Here is a 14197-nt window from a genome sequence, read left to right as displayed (position 1 = left end):
CCGGATTTAGTGCGTCATCAGCCACAAATTGGATGAGTTCGCGAATCTCCCGTGTTCTGAAAGCGGTCGGATCAATCGTTCTTCAGAACATTGGGCCAACTCTCCGCATTCTACCAGCCTTGACAACCGAGCCTTTTGGTCTAGAGCCTCACCCTGTGAGAAAAATCATCGAGATGAATGAAGAGGCGGGTACATCGGTTGCCGAGCGATTGCTCGACTTGCTTGAGTGCCTTTCATCGTCACCTTTGACGGTAAGGGAAATATCCGAAACTTCCGGAATACCTCTTTCGACCGCTCATCGGTTGCTGCGGCCACTGGTGGCGCGCAAATATGTGTTGCGGCATGGGCGGGGGCGCTACCTGCTCGGGATCGCCAGCTTGGAACTTGGAGCGCGCGTGGATCTCGATTCCATTATCACCAGCGCTACCCGTCCAATCATCGCGGACCTCGCCAAAACCTGCAGGCGCACGGTGCATCTTGGCGTTTTTCGGGACAATCTGGTCCGCTACCTGGTAAAAGTCGATGCTGGATATTCGCGTACTCCCTCTCAGGAGATGACCGAAGTCGAGGCCTATTGCACCGGGGTCGGCAAGATGCTGCTTGCCCAGCTCGCTCACGATCAGCTGGAGGAGTATCTGGCACCAGACGATTTCGTCCCTCTGACGCAGAACACCATTTCGCAGGCCGATGCCTTGCGGAAGGAGATCGGCGACGTGCGCAGGCAAGGCTGGGCGATGGACCGGGGTGAGATATATTCCGAATTGCGCTGTCTGGCGGTGCCGATAGAGGATCGGACCGGGCGGCTGATGGCGGCAGTTTCGGTCACCGAGGTGTGCACCGACGAAAATTTCGAAGAGGCGGAGGAGAGGCTGCTCACGCTCCTGCCGAGCATCGTCGAGGCGGCGGAGGCAATCTCCGTCCTGCTGCGGGCTTCGTAGGGTCGCCGCGCTGGCAAATGGCCCCTGCGCCTGACCAATGCACTTATCCCATTCTCGAACTGAGTCCGCCGTCGCTAACTAGGATCGTTCCATTGAGGTTCTTGCCGTCGCGCCGGGACGCAAGCAGCACGTAGCATCCTGAATGATCCTCTGCCGCGGCAGCTCTTCCTAGCGGCGATGCCTTCGCCACCATTTCAACGGTCCGTTCTTCGGAGTCGAGCCGACGTGAAGAGCTCTCCAACGCGTCGAGACCCGACAGGCCGGTTATCGTCCCGCCCGGAGCGACCCCATTAACGCGCACTTGCGGTGCCCATTCATAAGCCAACTGATAGACCACGCCGCGCAGCGCAAACTTGCTCGCAGTATAGAGCGTCCCGCCCCCGCCAGCTCTGAAACTGGCGTTGGAACAGCTCACTATCAAGGAGCCGCCCGATTCCCGCAGCGCCTCAATAGAGGATCGTGCGATCAATAAGGTTGAAAGTACATTGATACGGAACAGCTCCTCGAACGCGCCCTCCACATCGGCCGTGTCCATCCGGTCTATTCGCTTGTACCAATCGTACACACCTGCATTTGCAACCACGCAGTCCAGCTTACCGAATTTTTGCAGCGCAAGCGCGACGCCGCGTTTGCAGATCTCGGCATCAGTGCAATCGCCCGCTATGACCGCACATCGATCGCCCAGACGATCCGCCAAGTCAGCAAGCGCATCCGCATTACGATCCAACGCGACCACATTCGCTCCCTCTTCTACGAAGCGCAGGGCCACCGCTTCTCCGATGCCCGAAGCAGCCCCTGTGATCACCGCAGTCTGTCCCGATAGAATCTCCACCATTTCTCACCCTCTGATTTTTGTTCATGCCCATTTTGGAAAACCATACTCTTACGTATTGACATTTCTGCGAAGGTCTCGCAACAGATATTTCACAAGAATGTGACAAATTGCGTGGTGTGGAGAGAGATATGTCCAGTAATCTGAGGCTCCCCGATATCGGGCTTCGATAGACGTCGACGGTATCCAGACGAATTATCATGAACACGGTGAAGGCGATCCAGTGATCCTCCTTCACGGTTCGGGTCCGGGCGTCACGGCATGGCAGAATTGGCAAGGAATCCTGCCTCGCCTTGGCGAAACGCACAGGGTTCTGGCCCCTGATATCGTGGGATTTGGCTTCAGCCTTTGCCCGAAGGCGAAAAACCGGGGATCAAGCTGTGGACCCGGCATCTGGCGGGCTTCATCGACGCCATGGGCCTCGATCGAGTGATACTAGTTGGCAACAGTTTCGGCGGCGCGCTGGCGCTTGGGATGATGGCTAATCACTCCGACAAGGTGCGCTCGCTCGTTCTCATGGGGACGCCAGCGGGCGAGTTCGAGCAGACCCAAGGTCTGGCGAACAGCCGGACCTTCGAACCCAGCATGGATGCCATGCGCGCAATGATGCAGGCCTTTCCCTACGATCCGTCGATCGTCACCGACGAGGCCGTCGCCGCGCGGTTGCGCGTCGCCGAGATCGCCAGCGGTAAAGAAACCATCCGCAAACTGCAGCCCGGCGAGGAACAGAATGCCAAGGGGTCGCGCATCGTGAAGGGCATCCCGCTGCAGCAGCTTGATGCGATCACCGTGCCGGTGCTGATCCTTCACGGGCGGGAAGACAAGATGATCCCGCTGCAGGTGGCGGTACGTATGCACGAGCACCTCAAGCGTTCGGAAATGCACGTATTTGGTCAGTGCGGCCATTGGGTGCAACTGGAACGCGAGGAACAGTTCCTTGAACAGGTCCGGGGTTTTCTCCGCAACAACTGAACGCCTAGCAAACTCGCAAGCGCGTTTCAATCCGCCCTCAACTCAACTTCCTCCTACGATGGTACTTTATGCAGAAATCGAAAACCAGATCCGAAATACTTCGTCGCCTCAGTGAAGGCGATCCGGTTTTTACGCGGAAAGAATATTCCGATGTCGTAACCATGTTCTGGGACACCGTAGAGGCGTGCCCGGACCAGCTTGCCTTGGTCGAAGGCGGCAGAAGCCTTTCTTACGCGCAGTTTGGCGCCGCGGTGGCTGGCCTCGCGGCGCGGATCAGTCAGATAGTCCCGCCTTCAGGGCGCGTCGCGATCTGCATTCCGAATTCGATCGAGGCCAATGTCGCGATCTACGCCGCGCTAAGCGCCGGCGCGGAAATTTCGACGGCCAACGCCGAATATACCCCGCGCGAACTGGGTGCACTGTTCGAAATAGCGCCGCCCGGTCTGGTCCTAGCTGGTGAGCGTAACTCCAACGTTGCCGGGGAAGCCGCCGACAATGCCCATGCACAGCTGATTACCGTGGGCGAAGGTGGCATTGCAATCGAGCAATTGCTCGACACCCAGCCACCCGGCCCGAGGTGAAAATCACGGGCGACAGTCCCTGCATCATCATGTTCACCGGCGGATCGACCGGCACGCCGAAGGGCGTGCAGCGCAGCCACCGATCGGAAATGAGCATCATCAAGGCGATGCATACGGCATGGCCGACGCGCGATCAGGAAGAGGTGTGGCTCAATGTCGCCCCGGTCAGCCATGTGTGGGGGACACACATGGGCTGCTTCAACCCGGTCTATGGCCGCTCGCCCCTCATCATTGTACCCCGCTTTCAGCCGGATCTGGTCGCGCGTTTGATGGAGGAACATCGGGTCAGCGTGTTCAGCGGCGGTCCGGCAGCGATCTATCAGGGCTTGCTTGCGGCCCCGGATACGGACCTTTCTGCCCTGTGGCTGTGTCCGGGCGGCGGCTCGGTCTTTTCCCGGCAAACCCTGTCGCGGTGGGAGGCCAAGACCGGCCTACCGATCCTTGAGGCGTTCGGCATGACGGAAGGCGGCCCACTCACCGCGCAGCCACTCGATGGCAAGCATGAATTCGGCACCACCGGACTTCCCCTGCCAGGCATAGAAGTAGCCATAACAGCACTCGACGGCAGCGGCAAGCGGCTGCCCGCGAACGAGAAAGGCGAGATACTGATCCGGGGCGAGCGGGTGATCGATCGCTACATGGGTTTACCTGCCGTGGCTGAAGACGGCTGGCTCCCCACCGGAGATATAGGTTTTAAGACACCGGACGGATTTCTGGCCGTCGTTGACCGCAAGAAAGACATGCTGATCGTCGCCGGGTTCAATGTCTATCCTAGCGAAATCGAGGAAGTGCTTTCCTTGCTTCCCGAGGTTTCGGACGCTGCGGTGGTCTCCGCGGCGGATGATCGCAAGGGTGAGGTGCCATTCGCCTTCGTGGCCGCCGATCCGGACTCCGGCGTGACGGAAAAAGTCTTGCTGAGCCACTGCGCCGAACACCTCATAAGTTACAAGATTCCTCAAGCCATCGTCGTGCTTGACGAACTTCCGAAAACTCCTGCTCGCAAGCCGGACAAGAGACGACTGGGAGAGATGGCCAAGCTGTTCACACAGAAACGAAAGGGTTCGAAATAAGTTAGTTCCAAATAAAATAACGTAGAAACACACAGTCGAAATATTATTATACCTGGGAGGTAAAAATGAAGAAATCATTGTTAACAACAGCAGCCATACTGCCTTTCCTGCTCTGTCCGGCTGCGGCCAATGCCCAGAGTGACACCTCGGATGAGGCCGACCAGGCGGGCGAGGCCCAGCCAAAGGCGGATGCGCAAGCTGATGGCGCGGGCGGAATGATCATCGTCACCGCCACGCGCCGGGAAGAAAGCCTGCAGAAAGTCCCCGTGGCAGTGACCGCCGTGTCGACTGAGGTGCTGACGACCTCGGGCGTCGAACAAGTCCGATCTCTCAACCAGGTCGTGCCAGGGTTCAACGGCGGCCGCAACCAGAACGTAATGCAGCCCAGCATTCGCGGTGTCGGTTCGAGCGGTACTTCGGTCGGCGATGAGTCAAACGTCGCCGTCTATGTGGACGGAGTTTACCAGGGCGATCCCTATTCGACACAGATCGACCTTGTCGAAATCTCCCGCGTTGAGGTTCTTCGCGGGCCGCAGGGCACGGTGTTCGGCCGCAACGCCACTGGTGGTCTGGTCAACGTCGTGACCCCGGATCCTCAGTTCACACCGCGCGCCCGTATCAAGGGAAGCTGGGGTCGCCTGCGCGAGGATGCGAACAATTTCGACATCCGTGCCTACGTTACCGGCGGCTTGACCGACACAATCGCTGCCGATCTCGCCGTACTCTATCGCAATCAGGACGGATACGCGACGAACCTACTCAATGGCGGCGCTGTCGGCGATACCGAAATTGCGTCGATCCGGTCCAAGCTGCTGTTCCAGCCGAGCGACCAGGCCGAGTTCATTCTGACGGTCGCATATGTCGATACGCACGAAGAAATTGCGGCCACTGCCCAGCCGTTCGAGGGGAACTCGCTGGGCGCGCAGTTCGCCGGCGCGATCATTCCCGACGAACCTTGGGAAATCTCCAATTTCGCCTTCGGAACGGCTGGCCTGTCTGACTTCACCCGACTGGACATCGCGCTGAAGGGACAGCTCGATCTGGGCGGGGTCATTCTGGAATCGACCAGCTCTTACATGCGTACGCGCGTGCACCAGATCGCCGATTCCGATAGCACCAATATTCTTCTCGGCGAAACTAACATGCGGGTCAAACCCGATACGTTCACACAGGAACTGCGGCTTATTTCGGACAATGGTAGTCCCCTCAGCTGGACTGCTGGCGTCTATTATTACCAGCTGAAGGGTGAGCAGCCGCTTATCCTGATCAATCGCCGGGACGTCGCTACCCCGGTCACGCCGATCACGATCGAGCCGGAAGTGGAGAATTCGTCAATCGCTGCCTTTGTCGAAGGCACCTATGATCTGACGCCGAGCCTCTCGGTAACGCTGGGCGGACGTTACACCACGGAGACGCGAAAGTTCTCGCAGCGTATCAACGGCAACCAACTGTTCACGGATGCGGAGGAGGATTTCGACAAATTCACTTACCGCGTGGCCGTCCAGTACGAAGCTTCGCCTGATCTGAACCTCTACGCCACCTATGGCACCGGGTTCAAAAGCGGCACCTTCAACACTTTCGGCACTTCGAACGTAGCGGTCGAGCCGGAAACGATCGAGGCGATCGAGTTTGGCATAAAATCCGATCCACTGCCGTGGCTGCGGGCGAACCTTGCAACCTTCTATTACACCTATGATAACTTGCAAGTGACCGCGCGGGCAGCCAATAATGCGTTCGTCCTGCAGAACGCGGCCAGCGCAGAGATCTACGGTGGAGAGCTCGAGCTTGCGGCAGAACCTATTGTCGGTTTGAATCTGCGTGCGGCCATCGCCTACACTCATGCCGAGTATGATGAATTTTTCAACGCGCAGGTATTCATTCCCCAAGCGGGCGGCGGAAACATGGTTTCATCCGCCGATGCCTCTGGCAATCAGCTGGTCCGCACCCCGGAGTTCACTCTGACACTGGGCGGACGTTACACATTCGATGCGTTCGATGGAGAAGCCTTCATCGGTGGCAACCTCTTCCATTCGAGTGCGGTATATTACGATTACCTCAACATCTTTAGCCAGGATTCTTATGAACTTCTGTCGGCAGAGATCGGTTGGACCAGCCCTGATGACGATCTTACTTTCCGCATCTTCTCGAAGAATCTCACCAACGCAGCGGTGGCCCAGCAAATCTCGCCTGGACCGCTCGCCGCCTACATCATCTACGAACGCCCACGTGAAGTAGGCGCAAGCTTAGAATTCAGGTTCTGATCTAACGTTCGACGCAGGGCACGCGGATTAACAGGCCCTGTGTTGCCATGCCTTAGGGGCCTCGTACTCTTGCGGGTAGCGAGGTCCCCAAATTTTTGGCGCTGCCGCATCGCAGCAATCGACACGCGGTGCCCCCGAATAAGACTCTGGCCGGGTTCGGCGAAGATTCAACCCGTAGTCGAAGCAGTCACTTCGGTTGTACCGGTGGTATTGTTGGAATCCTTTTTGGGCAGTTCCTGCCCTACTGTTGCCGGAAGAAATACTGCAAGGAATGCCTTGGTATCTTGGGCATGGTTCCGCTTCGACTGAGAGCGTGACAGGATGTTCAGGCCGATGATTTGAGCCAGCGCCATTGTCGCCGTCTGGAGCGCCTGATGCTCGCTCTTTCCCAGTTCGATATAGGCATCGGCAATCAAGCTGATCCGGTCCTGATCGACGCGCCGGGTGGTTTCGGCAGCAATCTCGGAAACCCGCGCCCATTCTTGCAGCGCCCGTTCGACTGAGCCGCCCGGAACATCGTGCCGTCGGTTCAGGGCAAGGGTGAAAAATATCGCAGACGATCTAACGGATCGTCGAAGTCACGTTTGCCCGCAAGGCCAATGGCCTTGGTCGCCGAAATATACCAATATGACAGCGTCTCGTAGAGAAGCGTCTCTCTGTCTTGGAAATGCCAATAGAAGCTTCCTTTAGTTACATTCAGCTCCTTGGCTAATGTTTCTATCTGAATGCCGGCGACACCAACTTCACCTATCTTGCTGAGCGTATGCTTTAACCAGATGTCCTTTGACAGCCTGTTCCGTTTTTTCGATCCGTTACTAGCTTCGGACATGGCATTCCCTAATTTTACAATCCAGTTCGAAGGTTTCGTTTTTCGGACCGCTTACCGCTTTAATGGCGAGACGCTTGACATTGCAGATGTTGATGGCCGTATCTGCAGCATCAAGGCTGCTTTGACAATCCAGGTAATTATACCGCGGCAGTGAGGATTGGGTCAAGGTGCCTCCTGATAATCCGGCATTGATTATGCTGGCCGAACTTGTGGAATTCAGACTCTAAACGGATACTCGGATCGCGTCGCTCGGTATCAGCGAACCTCGACATATCACCGTTACAGCCTCCCGAGCTGAGGCACTCGATCTTGGTCGGCAGCTCAAGGATACCCTGCTTGCACTGAATGAGTTTACTCGGCCGAACATGCATGGTGGAGCCGATAACCCAAACCCAGACGAACTTCGTGCCCAAAGCAAAAAGCTCATTCGGATCGTCGGCAGTTACTAGCGGCTTCGTCTAAATCTGAATCTTGGGGAATGTTGAGCAGGTCATCGCGCATGTAGACGCTCAGCTTGCATGCCAGAATTGTGAACGAATACCCAGCTACTTTCCTGGGTGAGGAATGGCTTTATGCATTGTCAGCCCCTTATCGCTGGTCCTGAGGAAATGCTGGAGGACGGCGCCGATATGGATGACGATGGCGGTTACGACCCTTCTGATGATCCTTGGGGGGCGTGAGAGGGTCAGGCGTTTTATTTATATCAATGTTATATTTAATATTGACTCGGCTTTGCGGCACTCTATTAAATTGAAAGCGATAGGACGGAGTGGAGAAATAACGCTGATGAAACCCGCAACGATGCAACAGCTCTATGCCGATACTCAAGAGATGCTGAGCCTCCAAGAAACCGGCATCGTGCGGCAAGCGCGCCAAGTGGCAATGCTTGACGCCAGTCAATATACGGACGAGGCGCAGTTCGCCGCCGAACAAAAAGGGATCTTCCAACGCTTGCCCCTGATGCTGTCGGCGAGTTGCGAGTTGTCTGAGCCCGGAAGCTACAAGACGATGGATATTGCAGGCGTCCCGGTCCTGCTCGTGCGTAGCAAGGACGGGGTGGCGCGCGCGTTCCTCAACAGTTGCACGCATCGCGCCAGTCCCGTCGCAAAAGGTTGTGGCAAGGCCGCACGCTTCACTTGCCCTTATCATGGCTGGACATTCGGGCGGGAAGGCAATCTTATCGGGATTGCCTCTCGCGAAAATTACGGCGACATAGATCCAGAGGACCACGGCCTGATCTGTTTTCCGGTGCATGAGCAGTCAGGGTTGATCTGGGCTATTCTGGATCCCGATGCCCCCGCAGATTTTTCAGCATTTCTGGGTAAATTTACGGAAATGCTTGGTGGTTTCGGATTTGAAAATTGGCATTTTGGTCAACGGACGACCCTTGAAGGTGCCAACTGGAAATTGGCCTTTGATGCCCATCTGGAATTCTACCATCTCCCGGTGCTTCATCGCGAGACATTCGGGACAGAGATAGGAAATGCTGCGCAATATCAATATCATGGACCCCATTTTCGTTTACGCCATGTCGGAAAACGGAGCGAGTCGTCGGTTCCCGATAGTCTTTCTGTCCTTGAGGGCCTGTCTCGCGAAGACTGGCCGATGGAGCCTCTTTTTCGGGAGAATGGATTCTCTTTCCCAACGTCTCGATCAACAGTTTTTTCCAGGGCGGCCGGGGCGTGATTATTTCACAGATTTTTCCAGGAAATACAGTCGGCGAATCTGTCACGATCCAGACCTATCTCCACGAAAATCCCCAGAATGATAAGGATCGGACCGCTGGGGCCGAGCTGACGGCATTCATCGCGCATGTTGTTAGAGACGAAGACTTGCCGATGTCGAGGGATCAGCAACATGTCCTGTCGTCCGGCCTTCAAAAATCAGTGCAATTCGGGTGCAATGAAGGCGGCCTGCAGCATTTTCATCGCTGGGTGAAACATTGTTTAAGCATGGACGAGAAGCAACCCCTTGCAGACCTCATGGCTGCGGCTCCTGATATTCCATAAATCCGCTCTACCGATAATTGGCGGCCTGTTTGCAGCAGGTCATTCAGGAGAAATTGCCATGGCACTTTATGATAATCTGTTCGAGCCGCTCGCTGTCGGTCCAGTAACGATACCCAATCGCATCGTCAGATCTGCCCATTCGACATTACTTTCGGGAGAACCTCTGATAGCCTATCATGAAGCGCGGGCGCGCGGCGGCGTCGGAATGTCCACGCTCGAAGCGACCAACGTGATTGCACCCGAAGGAACCCGTGTTCCGCTGGGATCGGACGCCGTCCTGCAATTCTACGAAGAGATATCTGCAAGGATGCGCCCGCACGGGATGAAGCTTTTCCAGCAGATCTATAATCCCGGCGCTAGCGTATCACCCAACTTGCTTCCGTCTCTGGAAAGTCCGCCAAGTGTGGGAGAAATTCCCAACCCGCTCTACAACATCTCTCCGATGGCGATGACTCGCGGCGAAATTCAGGGAATGACTCAAGCATTCGCCGCTGCGGCTCGCCGTGTTCGGGATGGCGGGCTGGATGGCGTGGATATCCATGCCTCCTCCGGATATCTGATTCACGAGTTCCTTTCTCCTGCCCTTAATCACCGGGAGGATGAATATGGAGGCTCATTCGAAAACAGAATGCGTTTTCTCGAGGAAATCATCACCGCCATTCGTGCCGAGATTGGTCATGATATCGCGGTAGGGGTGCGGTTGCCGAACGAGGATTACACGCCCGGCGGCCTCACGCCCGAACTCAACGCAGCGATCGCCCAGGCGGTGGAAGATGAGGTCGACTATATATCGCTCCACATGAGCAGCTATTGGCGGTTCCATAAACTGATTGCTCCGGCTGATGATCCGTTGGGCACGGAGATGCCGTCCAATCGAACGATCACTTCGGTCATCAGGAAACCACGGATGGTCGTCGGAAGGATCATGACGCTCGACCACGCCAGCGCAATCGTCCGCGAGGGCGAGGGCGATCTTGTATCGATGGTCCGGGCCTTGATCGCCGATCCCGAACTGGTCAACAAAGCGCGGCGTCTCGAGGAGTCGCGCATCCGGCCGTGTATCGGTACCAACATGGGTTGCGTCGGCCAGATCATGAGCCGCGGGGTTCTCAGTTGCGTGGTTAACCGGTCGGCGGCGCAGGAGGATACACAGCCATTTGAGCCCGACGATCAAGCGATTCTTCCAAAGAAAATTCTCGTTGTTGGCGGTGGTCCGGCTGGATTGGAAGCAGCCCGGACAGCGGCCTTGCGTGGTCATAGGGTCAGCCTGCATGAAGCCACCAAGTCGCTTGGCGGGCAACTGGTCTACGCGCGGCAAGCGCCGCACCGGGCCGATCTGGGGCTGATAATTGACTATTTGGTCAGCGAACTGAATAGTCTCGAGGTCGATATTTCCATCAACTCGCTAGTTGATGAGGACGTCATCGCAGACATCGCTCCCGATGAAATCATTCTGGCAACGGGCAGCACGCCTCGCACGGACGGGTTTCAGGTGGCATTTCCGGTCGAGCCAGTTCCAGGACATCACTTGCCTCACGTTCATACGAGCTGGGACGTCTTTTCAAAGCATATCGTCTCCGGCTTCTCCGGCCAAGCCTTGGTTTTCGATGATATAGGGACTTTCGAGGCAATTTCGGTCGCCGACGTCTTGCTTGCCGCAGGTCTCAAAGTAACGATGGTTTCGCGCTTCGAGAAGATAGGCGAGGAAGTGCCGTTCCCACCCGTAACTGTTGGGGCGGCGCGCGAAAGGCTGATGGCGGGGAACTTTGATTTTATTGGCGGGCATTGCCTGCGCCGCATCGAACAGGGCGCCGTCCATATCGGGGTGCCGTTTACCGCACGCGAAAGGACGCTGGCGGCAGATAACGTTGTGATGGTGGGCTTCAAGCAGCCCAATCGCGATCTTGTTGAGGCCATCCGGTCGATGGATCGGACGGTCCATCTGATTGGCGACGCATTGGGGCGCAACGACCTGATGAGCGCTATACATGGCGGTGCTGATATCGGCAGATCAATCTGAGCGTTCATACGTTGCCGGACCCTTGAACCCAGATACCAACGCGAACCTGCGTTGGTGCGATACCGGCATTGTTGCACAATCGTTCCGTACGGCCGCCGCTTGCGGCAGGGAATATATCCATTGCCAGACCCAAATGGGTCAATCGTCACCTCCAGTTTGTGGGTAACAAAGCGACCGGCTTCGAAATCCGCATTCGCTCTTTCAGGCGGGCTTCATTCAGATCAAATAGTCTGACCAGCCAACCCCCCGGGGCTGCAAAATATCGGTCCGTTTCAAGCCTCATTCTACCGCCCTTCCGGTAAGAAAGATCGCCTTCCTGTCCCTCATCCTGCGGCTTCCAACTGTTCCATCTCGGCGACGCGCGGGTCGTTCGGATAGACCCACTCCTCGCCGATCACTTGCTCGACGGCCAGACATTCCGGTACCCGGTTCAGGCCGATCATCTTGTCGCAATTCTGGTGGAAGCTGTAGATGCGCGCTTCCTGATAGCTCAGCGGGACGCTCTTGAAGCCGTCGCTTTCCATGGATTTCTGGATCATTTCGCCAAATTGCGTATCCTCGAGAATGATCGGTGACATGTCGCGGCCATTGGGCTTGCTCTCGTTTGGCACGGTCCACAGATCGGGCGCCGGTCCGTCGCCCCAGTCCATCGCCATCGTCACCAGTTCCAGCCGGGTGGTGTTGAGCGAGGTTGGCCAGAAGATCAGCGGCGGGACGAAATAATTGCTCAGCGGTGACACCCAATTGGGGAACATCGTGTAGCTTTGCGTGCAGGTCCGGCCGAATTCGCCAACGCCTTCGATTTCCTGCCAGTTGGGCGGGCTGTCGATCGCACGGACATGCTCACGATTGGTTTGTTGGGGAGCGGGGGCCAGCATCCGGGCATGGCCGTTGGGATAGAGGGTGTTCACATTGCGCTTGCTGTCGACCAGCGGCGAAACGGTATCGGGATGGATGAAGGGGACATGATAGACCTCCATATTGGCCTCCATCGCCACCTTCCAGTTGCAATTCAGGTCAAACGAATAGCGCGCCGCCAGTCTGATCTTGTCGAAGCGGAATTCCTTCCACTCATCCCAGACCGGGCCCAGCCATTGCTTGAGCGGCATCGCATCTGCATCGAAATTCACGAAGATCAGATTGCCCAGCATCTCGCATTTTACCGGAATCAGGCTGCGGCAGGACATGTCGAACTCGGGTCCGAAATCCTGCTTTTCCGGAACACCGACCAAAGTGCCATCGGTCTTGTAAGTCCAGTTATGATAGCCGCACATAAGCCGCGGCGACTTGCCTTTTTCCTCGGTCACGACCGGCGCGCCGCGATGACGGCAGGTATTGTAAAAGGCGCGGACTTCACCATCCATGCCGTGCACGATGATGATCGGGTCGCCGACCTGCTCCCATTTCATGAAGCAGCCCGGTTCCGGCACTTCGTCGATATGAGCAGCGAACAGCCAGGTCTTCTTCCACAGATATTGCTGTTCGAGGTCGTAATATTCCTGGCTGGTATAGCGGCCGGCCGGCAGGTCAGGGAGATGGGGAAAGCCTTGGGGCGGGGCCGCGCGAGACGCTTCCCACTCCATCAGCCGCTTCATTTGATCGATATAGGCAGGATCCATCACCACGCCCCCGATCCTTCGGTCAGCATTGCTGCGACTGACATCAACGTTTCTCCTCGCCCTCATTCTATTCCGTTCAAATTGATACAGTGCGTGAAGATTGAGTCAATATTAAATATAACATTGTTATTTATAAACTGCGGCCTCAGCATCGGCTGGTTGTTTTGCGTGAAGATGGCAGTTTGCTGCTTGTCGGCCGATCTCGCAATCCTGCCTTGTAATACCAGCCCGGACACCAATCAGAGGCAATCGCGTCCGACAAAATTTGCGCGATTGTCATGACCTTGCTGATCGAATAGACCCCAACTTGTCCAAAACTGAGAGATGGTATCAATATTGCCGCGCATAGTAGATCATGATGAGCGCCGCCGACAAGTCGTCGGGATCGCCAGAAATATATTGTTAGAATATGGGCTGGAAAAACTTACTGTCCGGCGAATTGCAGAGTCCGCGAATCTGAGTACAGCCATAATCTCGCATTATTTTCGGGATAAGCGAGAACTCATGCTGTTCATATTTCTGGATACTCTGGAAATCGCCGAAAGCAGGTTCGCCCAGGCCGTTGAAGCTGATCTATCGACGACGGCCTGCTTGCAGACATTGCTACCCACCGATCAAGAAAGCCGAAATAACTGGAAAGTCTGGATTGCATTTTGGAATATGACGCTGACCGATCGGGAGTTTCGACAACAGCAGGTGGCTAGGACCGAGAACACTCTCCGAATGATACGCGGCTTACTCGATCGCAATGCACACCCCCGGTCGACTGATGAAAATGAAAAGGACGTAGAGGAACGAAGGATATTCGCCGTGCTTGTTGGAATAGCAATCCAGGCCATTCACGATCCTGAAAGCTGGCCTGTCGAGCAACAGAGCCGCGTGCTGGAAAGTGAATTTGGCCGATTTGCGGACATGACGCGCTAGCTGATTATTAGCGGGAGCGGCCGGAGATTGCCTTACAGCTGCAAACTTTCCGCTCGCTGCCAGAGGCGGCTCGTTTACCCATCATCGATGGTCATATGCTGGAGCGAATGCCAGATATGAACAATATCGTCCCAGTCAAGCA

At 56.2% G+C, this 14197-nt stretch carries 13 protein-coding genes; 9 read left to right on the top strand and 4 right to left on the bottom strand.

Features of this window, described 5'->3' with window-relative positions:
* Positions 1-32 precede the first annotated feature (32 nt).
* Positions 33-938 (top strand): IclR family transcriptional regulator, encoded by a 906-nt coding sequence (locus C8024_RS10430; protein ID WP_089133696.1) that lies wholly within the window; start codon positions 33-35, stop codon positions 936-938.
* Positions 939-981: 43 nt separating this feature from the next.
* Here C8024_RS10430 and C8024_RS10425 read toward each other — a convergent pair whose 3' ends face one another.
* The gene (locus C8024_RS10425) at positions 982-1773 is read right to left on the bottom strand and encodes an SDR family NAD(P)-dependent oxidoreductase (protein WP_089133697.1); all 792 of its coding nucleotides are present in this window, start codon (positions 1771-1773) and stop codon (positions 982-984) included.
* 345 nt (positions 1774-2118) lie between these two features.
* Between C8024_RS10425 and C8024_RS10420 the strand changes: the two genes are divergently transcribed.
* From C8024_RS10420 to C8024_RS10405, 4 genes are all read left to right on the top strand, one after another.
* Complete coding sequence (locus C8024_RS10420) at positions 2119-2742, top strand: alpha/beta fold hydrolase (RefSeq protein ID WP_173204812.1); 624 nt, start codon at positions 2119-2121, stop codon at positions 2740-2742.
* Positions 2743-2810: 68 nt separating this feature from the next.
* The gene (locus C8024_RS10415) at positions 2811-3323 is read left to right on the top strand and encodes an AMP-binding protein (RefSeq protein WP_173204809.1); all 513 of its coding nucleotides are present in this window, start codon (positions 2811-2813) and stop codon (positions 3321-3323) included.
* Positions 3324-3352: 29 nt separating this feature from the next.
* The gene (locus tag C8024_RS10410; RefSeq protein ID WP_254305791.1) at positions 3353-4393 is read left to right on the top strand and encodes a class I adenylate-forming enzyme family protein; all 1041 of its coding nucleotides are present in this window, start codon (positions 3353-3355) and stop codon (positions 4391-4393) included.
* A gap of 65 nt (positions 4394-4458) precedes the next feature.
* Positions 4459-6654 carry a TonB-dependent receptor gene (locus C8024_RS10405; protein ID WP_089133700.1) on the top strand — a complete coding sequence of 732 codons (2196 nt, stop codon included), beginning with the start codon at positions 4459-4461 and terminating at the stop codon, positions 6652-6654.
* Between the two features lie 167 nt (positions 6655-6821).
* Here the strand turns inward: C8024_RS10405 and C8024_RS10400 are convergent, their stop codons facing one another.
* Positions 6822-7070: a hypothetical protein gene (locus C8024_RS10400; RefSeq protein ID WP_173204803.1), complete on the bottom strand. Its 249-nt coding sequence runs from the start codon at positions 7068-7070 to the stop codon at positions 6822-6824.
* A gap of 113 nt (positions 7071-7183) precedes the next feature.
* The gene (locus C8024_RS10395; protein ID WP_173204800.1) at positions 7184-7483 is read right to left on the bottom strand and encodes a TetR/AcrR family transcriptional regulator; all 300 of its coding nucleotides are present in this window, start codon (positions 7481-7483) and stop codon (positions 7184-7186) included.
* A gap of 633 nt (positions 7484-8116) precedes the next feature.
* Here C8024_RS10395 and C8024_RS10390 point away from each other — a divergent pair.
* The 3 genes from C8024_RS10390 to C8024_RS10380 are packed head-to-tail and all read left to right on the top strand — an operon-like array spanning position 8117 to position 11512.
* Positions 8117-9169, top strand: a complete 1053-nt coding sequence (locus tag C8024_RS10390; RefSeq protein ID WP_173204797.1) for an aromatic ring-hydroxylating dioxygenase subunit alpha — start codon at positions 8117-8119, stop codon at positions 9167-9169.
* Positions 9166-9492 carry an SRPBCC family protein gene (locus C8024_RS10385; RefSeq protein WP_367947273.1) on the top strand — a complete coding sequence of 109 codons (327 nt, stop codon included), beginning with the start codon at positions 9166-9168 and terminating at the stop codon, positions 9490-9492. The genes C8024_RS10390 and C8024_RS10385 overlap by 4 nt, the downstream gene beginning before the upstream one ends.
* Positions 9493-9550: 58 nt before the next feature.
* The gene (locus C8024_RS10380; RefSeq protein ID WP_173204794.1) at positions 9551-11512 is read left to right on the top strand and encodes an FAD-dependent oxidoreductase; all 1962 of its coding nucleotides are present in this window, start codon (positions 9551-9553) and stop codon (positions 11510-11512) included.
* Positions 11513-11835: 323 nt separating this feature from the next.
* Here C8024_RS10380 and C8024_RS10375 read toward each other — a convergent pair whose 3' ends face one another.
* Positions 11836-13131 (bottom strand): aromatic ring-hydroxylating dioxygenase subunit alpha, encoded by a 1296-nt coding sequence (locus tag C8024_RS10375; RefSeq protein ID WP_089133705.1) that lies wholly within the window; start codon positions 13129-13131, stop codon positions 11836-11838.
* A 324-nt stretch (positions 13132-13455) separates the two neighbouring features.
* On the opposite strand from C8024_RS10375, the gene C8024_RS10370 reads away from it, so the two are divergent.
* On the top strand, positions 13456-14055 hold the full coding sequence (locus tag C8024_RS10370) for a TetR/AcrR family transcriptional regulator (RefSeq protein ID WP_173204791.1): 600 nt from the start codon (positions 13456-13458) through the stop codon (positions 14053-14055).
* Positions 14056-14197 lie beyond the last annotated feature (142 nt).

It is taken from the genome of Sphingopyxis sp. BSNA05 (genome assembly GCF_013265645.1).
In the GTDB taxonomy this organism is placed as follows: Bacteria; Pseudomonadota; Alphaproteobacteria; order Sphingomonadales; family Sphingomonadaceae; genus Parasphingorhabdus.
This window is presented reverse-complemented; position numbering and strand designations above follow the sequence as displayed.

What these genes read in the sequence shown, in the direction of transcription:
- C8024_RS10410 (WP_254305791.1), top strand. Translation starts at nt 3,353, where the DNA reads ATGTTCACCGGCGGATCGACCGGCACGCCGAAGGGCGTGCAGCGCAGC.
- C8024_RS10390 (WP_173204797.1), top strand. Translation starts at nt 8,117, where the DNA reads ATGACGATGGCGGTTACGACCCTTCTGATGATCCTTGGGGGGCGTGAG.
- C8024_RS10415 (WP_173204809.1), top strand. Translation starts at nt 2,811, where the DNA reads ATGCAGAAATCGAAAACCAGATCCGAAATACTTCGTCGCCTCAGTGAA.
- C8024_RS10430 (WP_089133696.1), top strand. Translation starts at nt 33, where the DNA reads ATGAGTTCGCGAATCTCCCGTGTTCTGAAAGCGGTCGGATCAATCGTT.
- C8024_RS10395 (WP_173204800.1), bottom strand. Translation starts at nt 7,483, where the DNA reads ATGTCCGAAGCTAGTAACGGATCGAAAAAACGGAACAGGCTGTCAAAG.
- C8024_RS10380 (WP_173204794.1), top strand. Translation starts at nt 9,551, where the DNA reads ATGGCACTTTATGATAATCTGTTCGAGCCGCTCGCTGTCGGTCCAGTA.
- C8024_RS10405 (WP_089133700.1), top strand. Translation starts at nt 4,459, where the DNA reads ATGAAGAAATCATTGTTAACAACAGCAGCCATACTGCCTTTCCTGCTC.
- C8024_RS10370 (WP_173204791.1), top strand. Translation starts at nt 13,456, where the DNA reads ATGGTATCAATATTGCCGCGCATAGTAGATCATGATGAGCGCCGCCGA.
- C8024_RS10375 (WP_089133705.1), bottom strand. Translation starts at nt 13,131, where the DNA reads ATGGATCCTGCCTATATCGATCAAATGAAGCGGCTGATGGAGTGGGAA.
- C8024_RS10425 (WP_089133697.1), bottom strand. Translation starts at nt 1,773, where the DNA reads ATGGTGGAGATTCTATCGGGACAGACTGCGGTGATCACAGGGGCTGCT.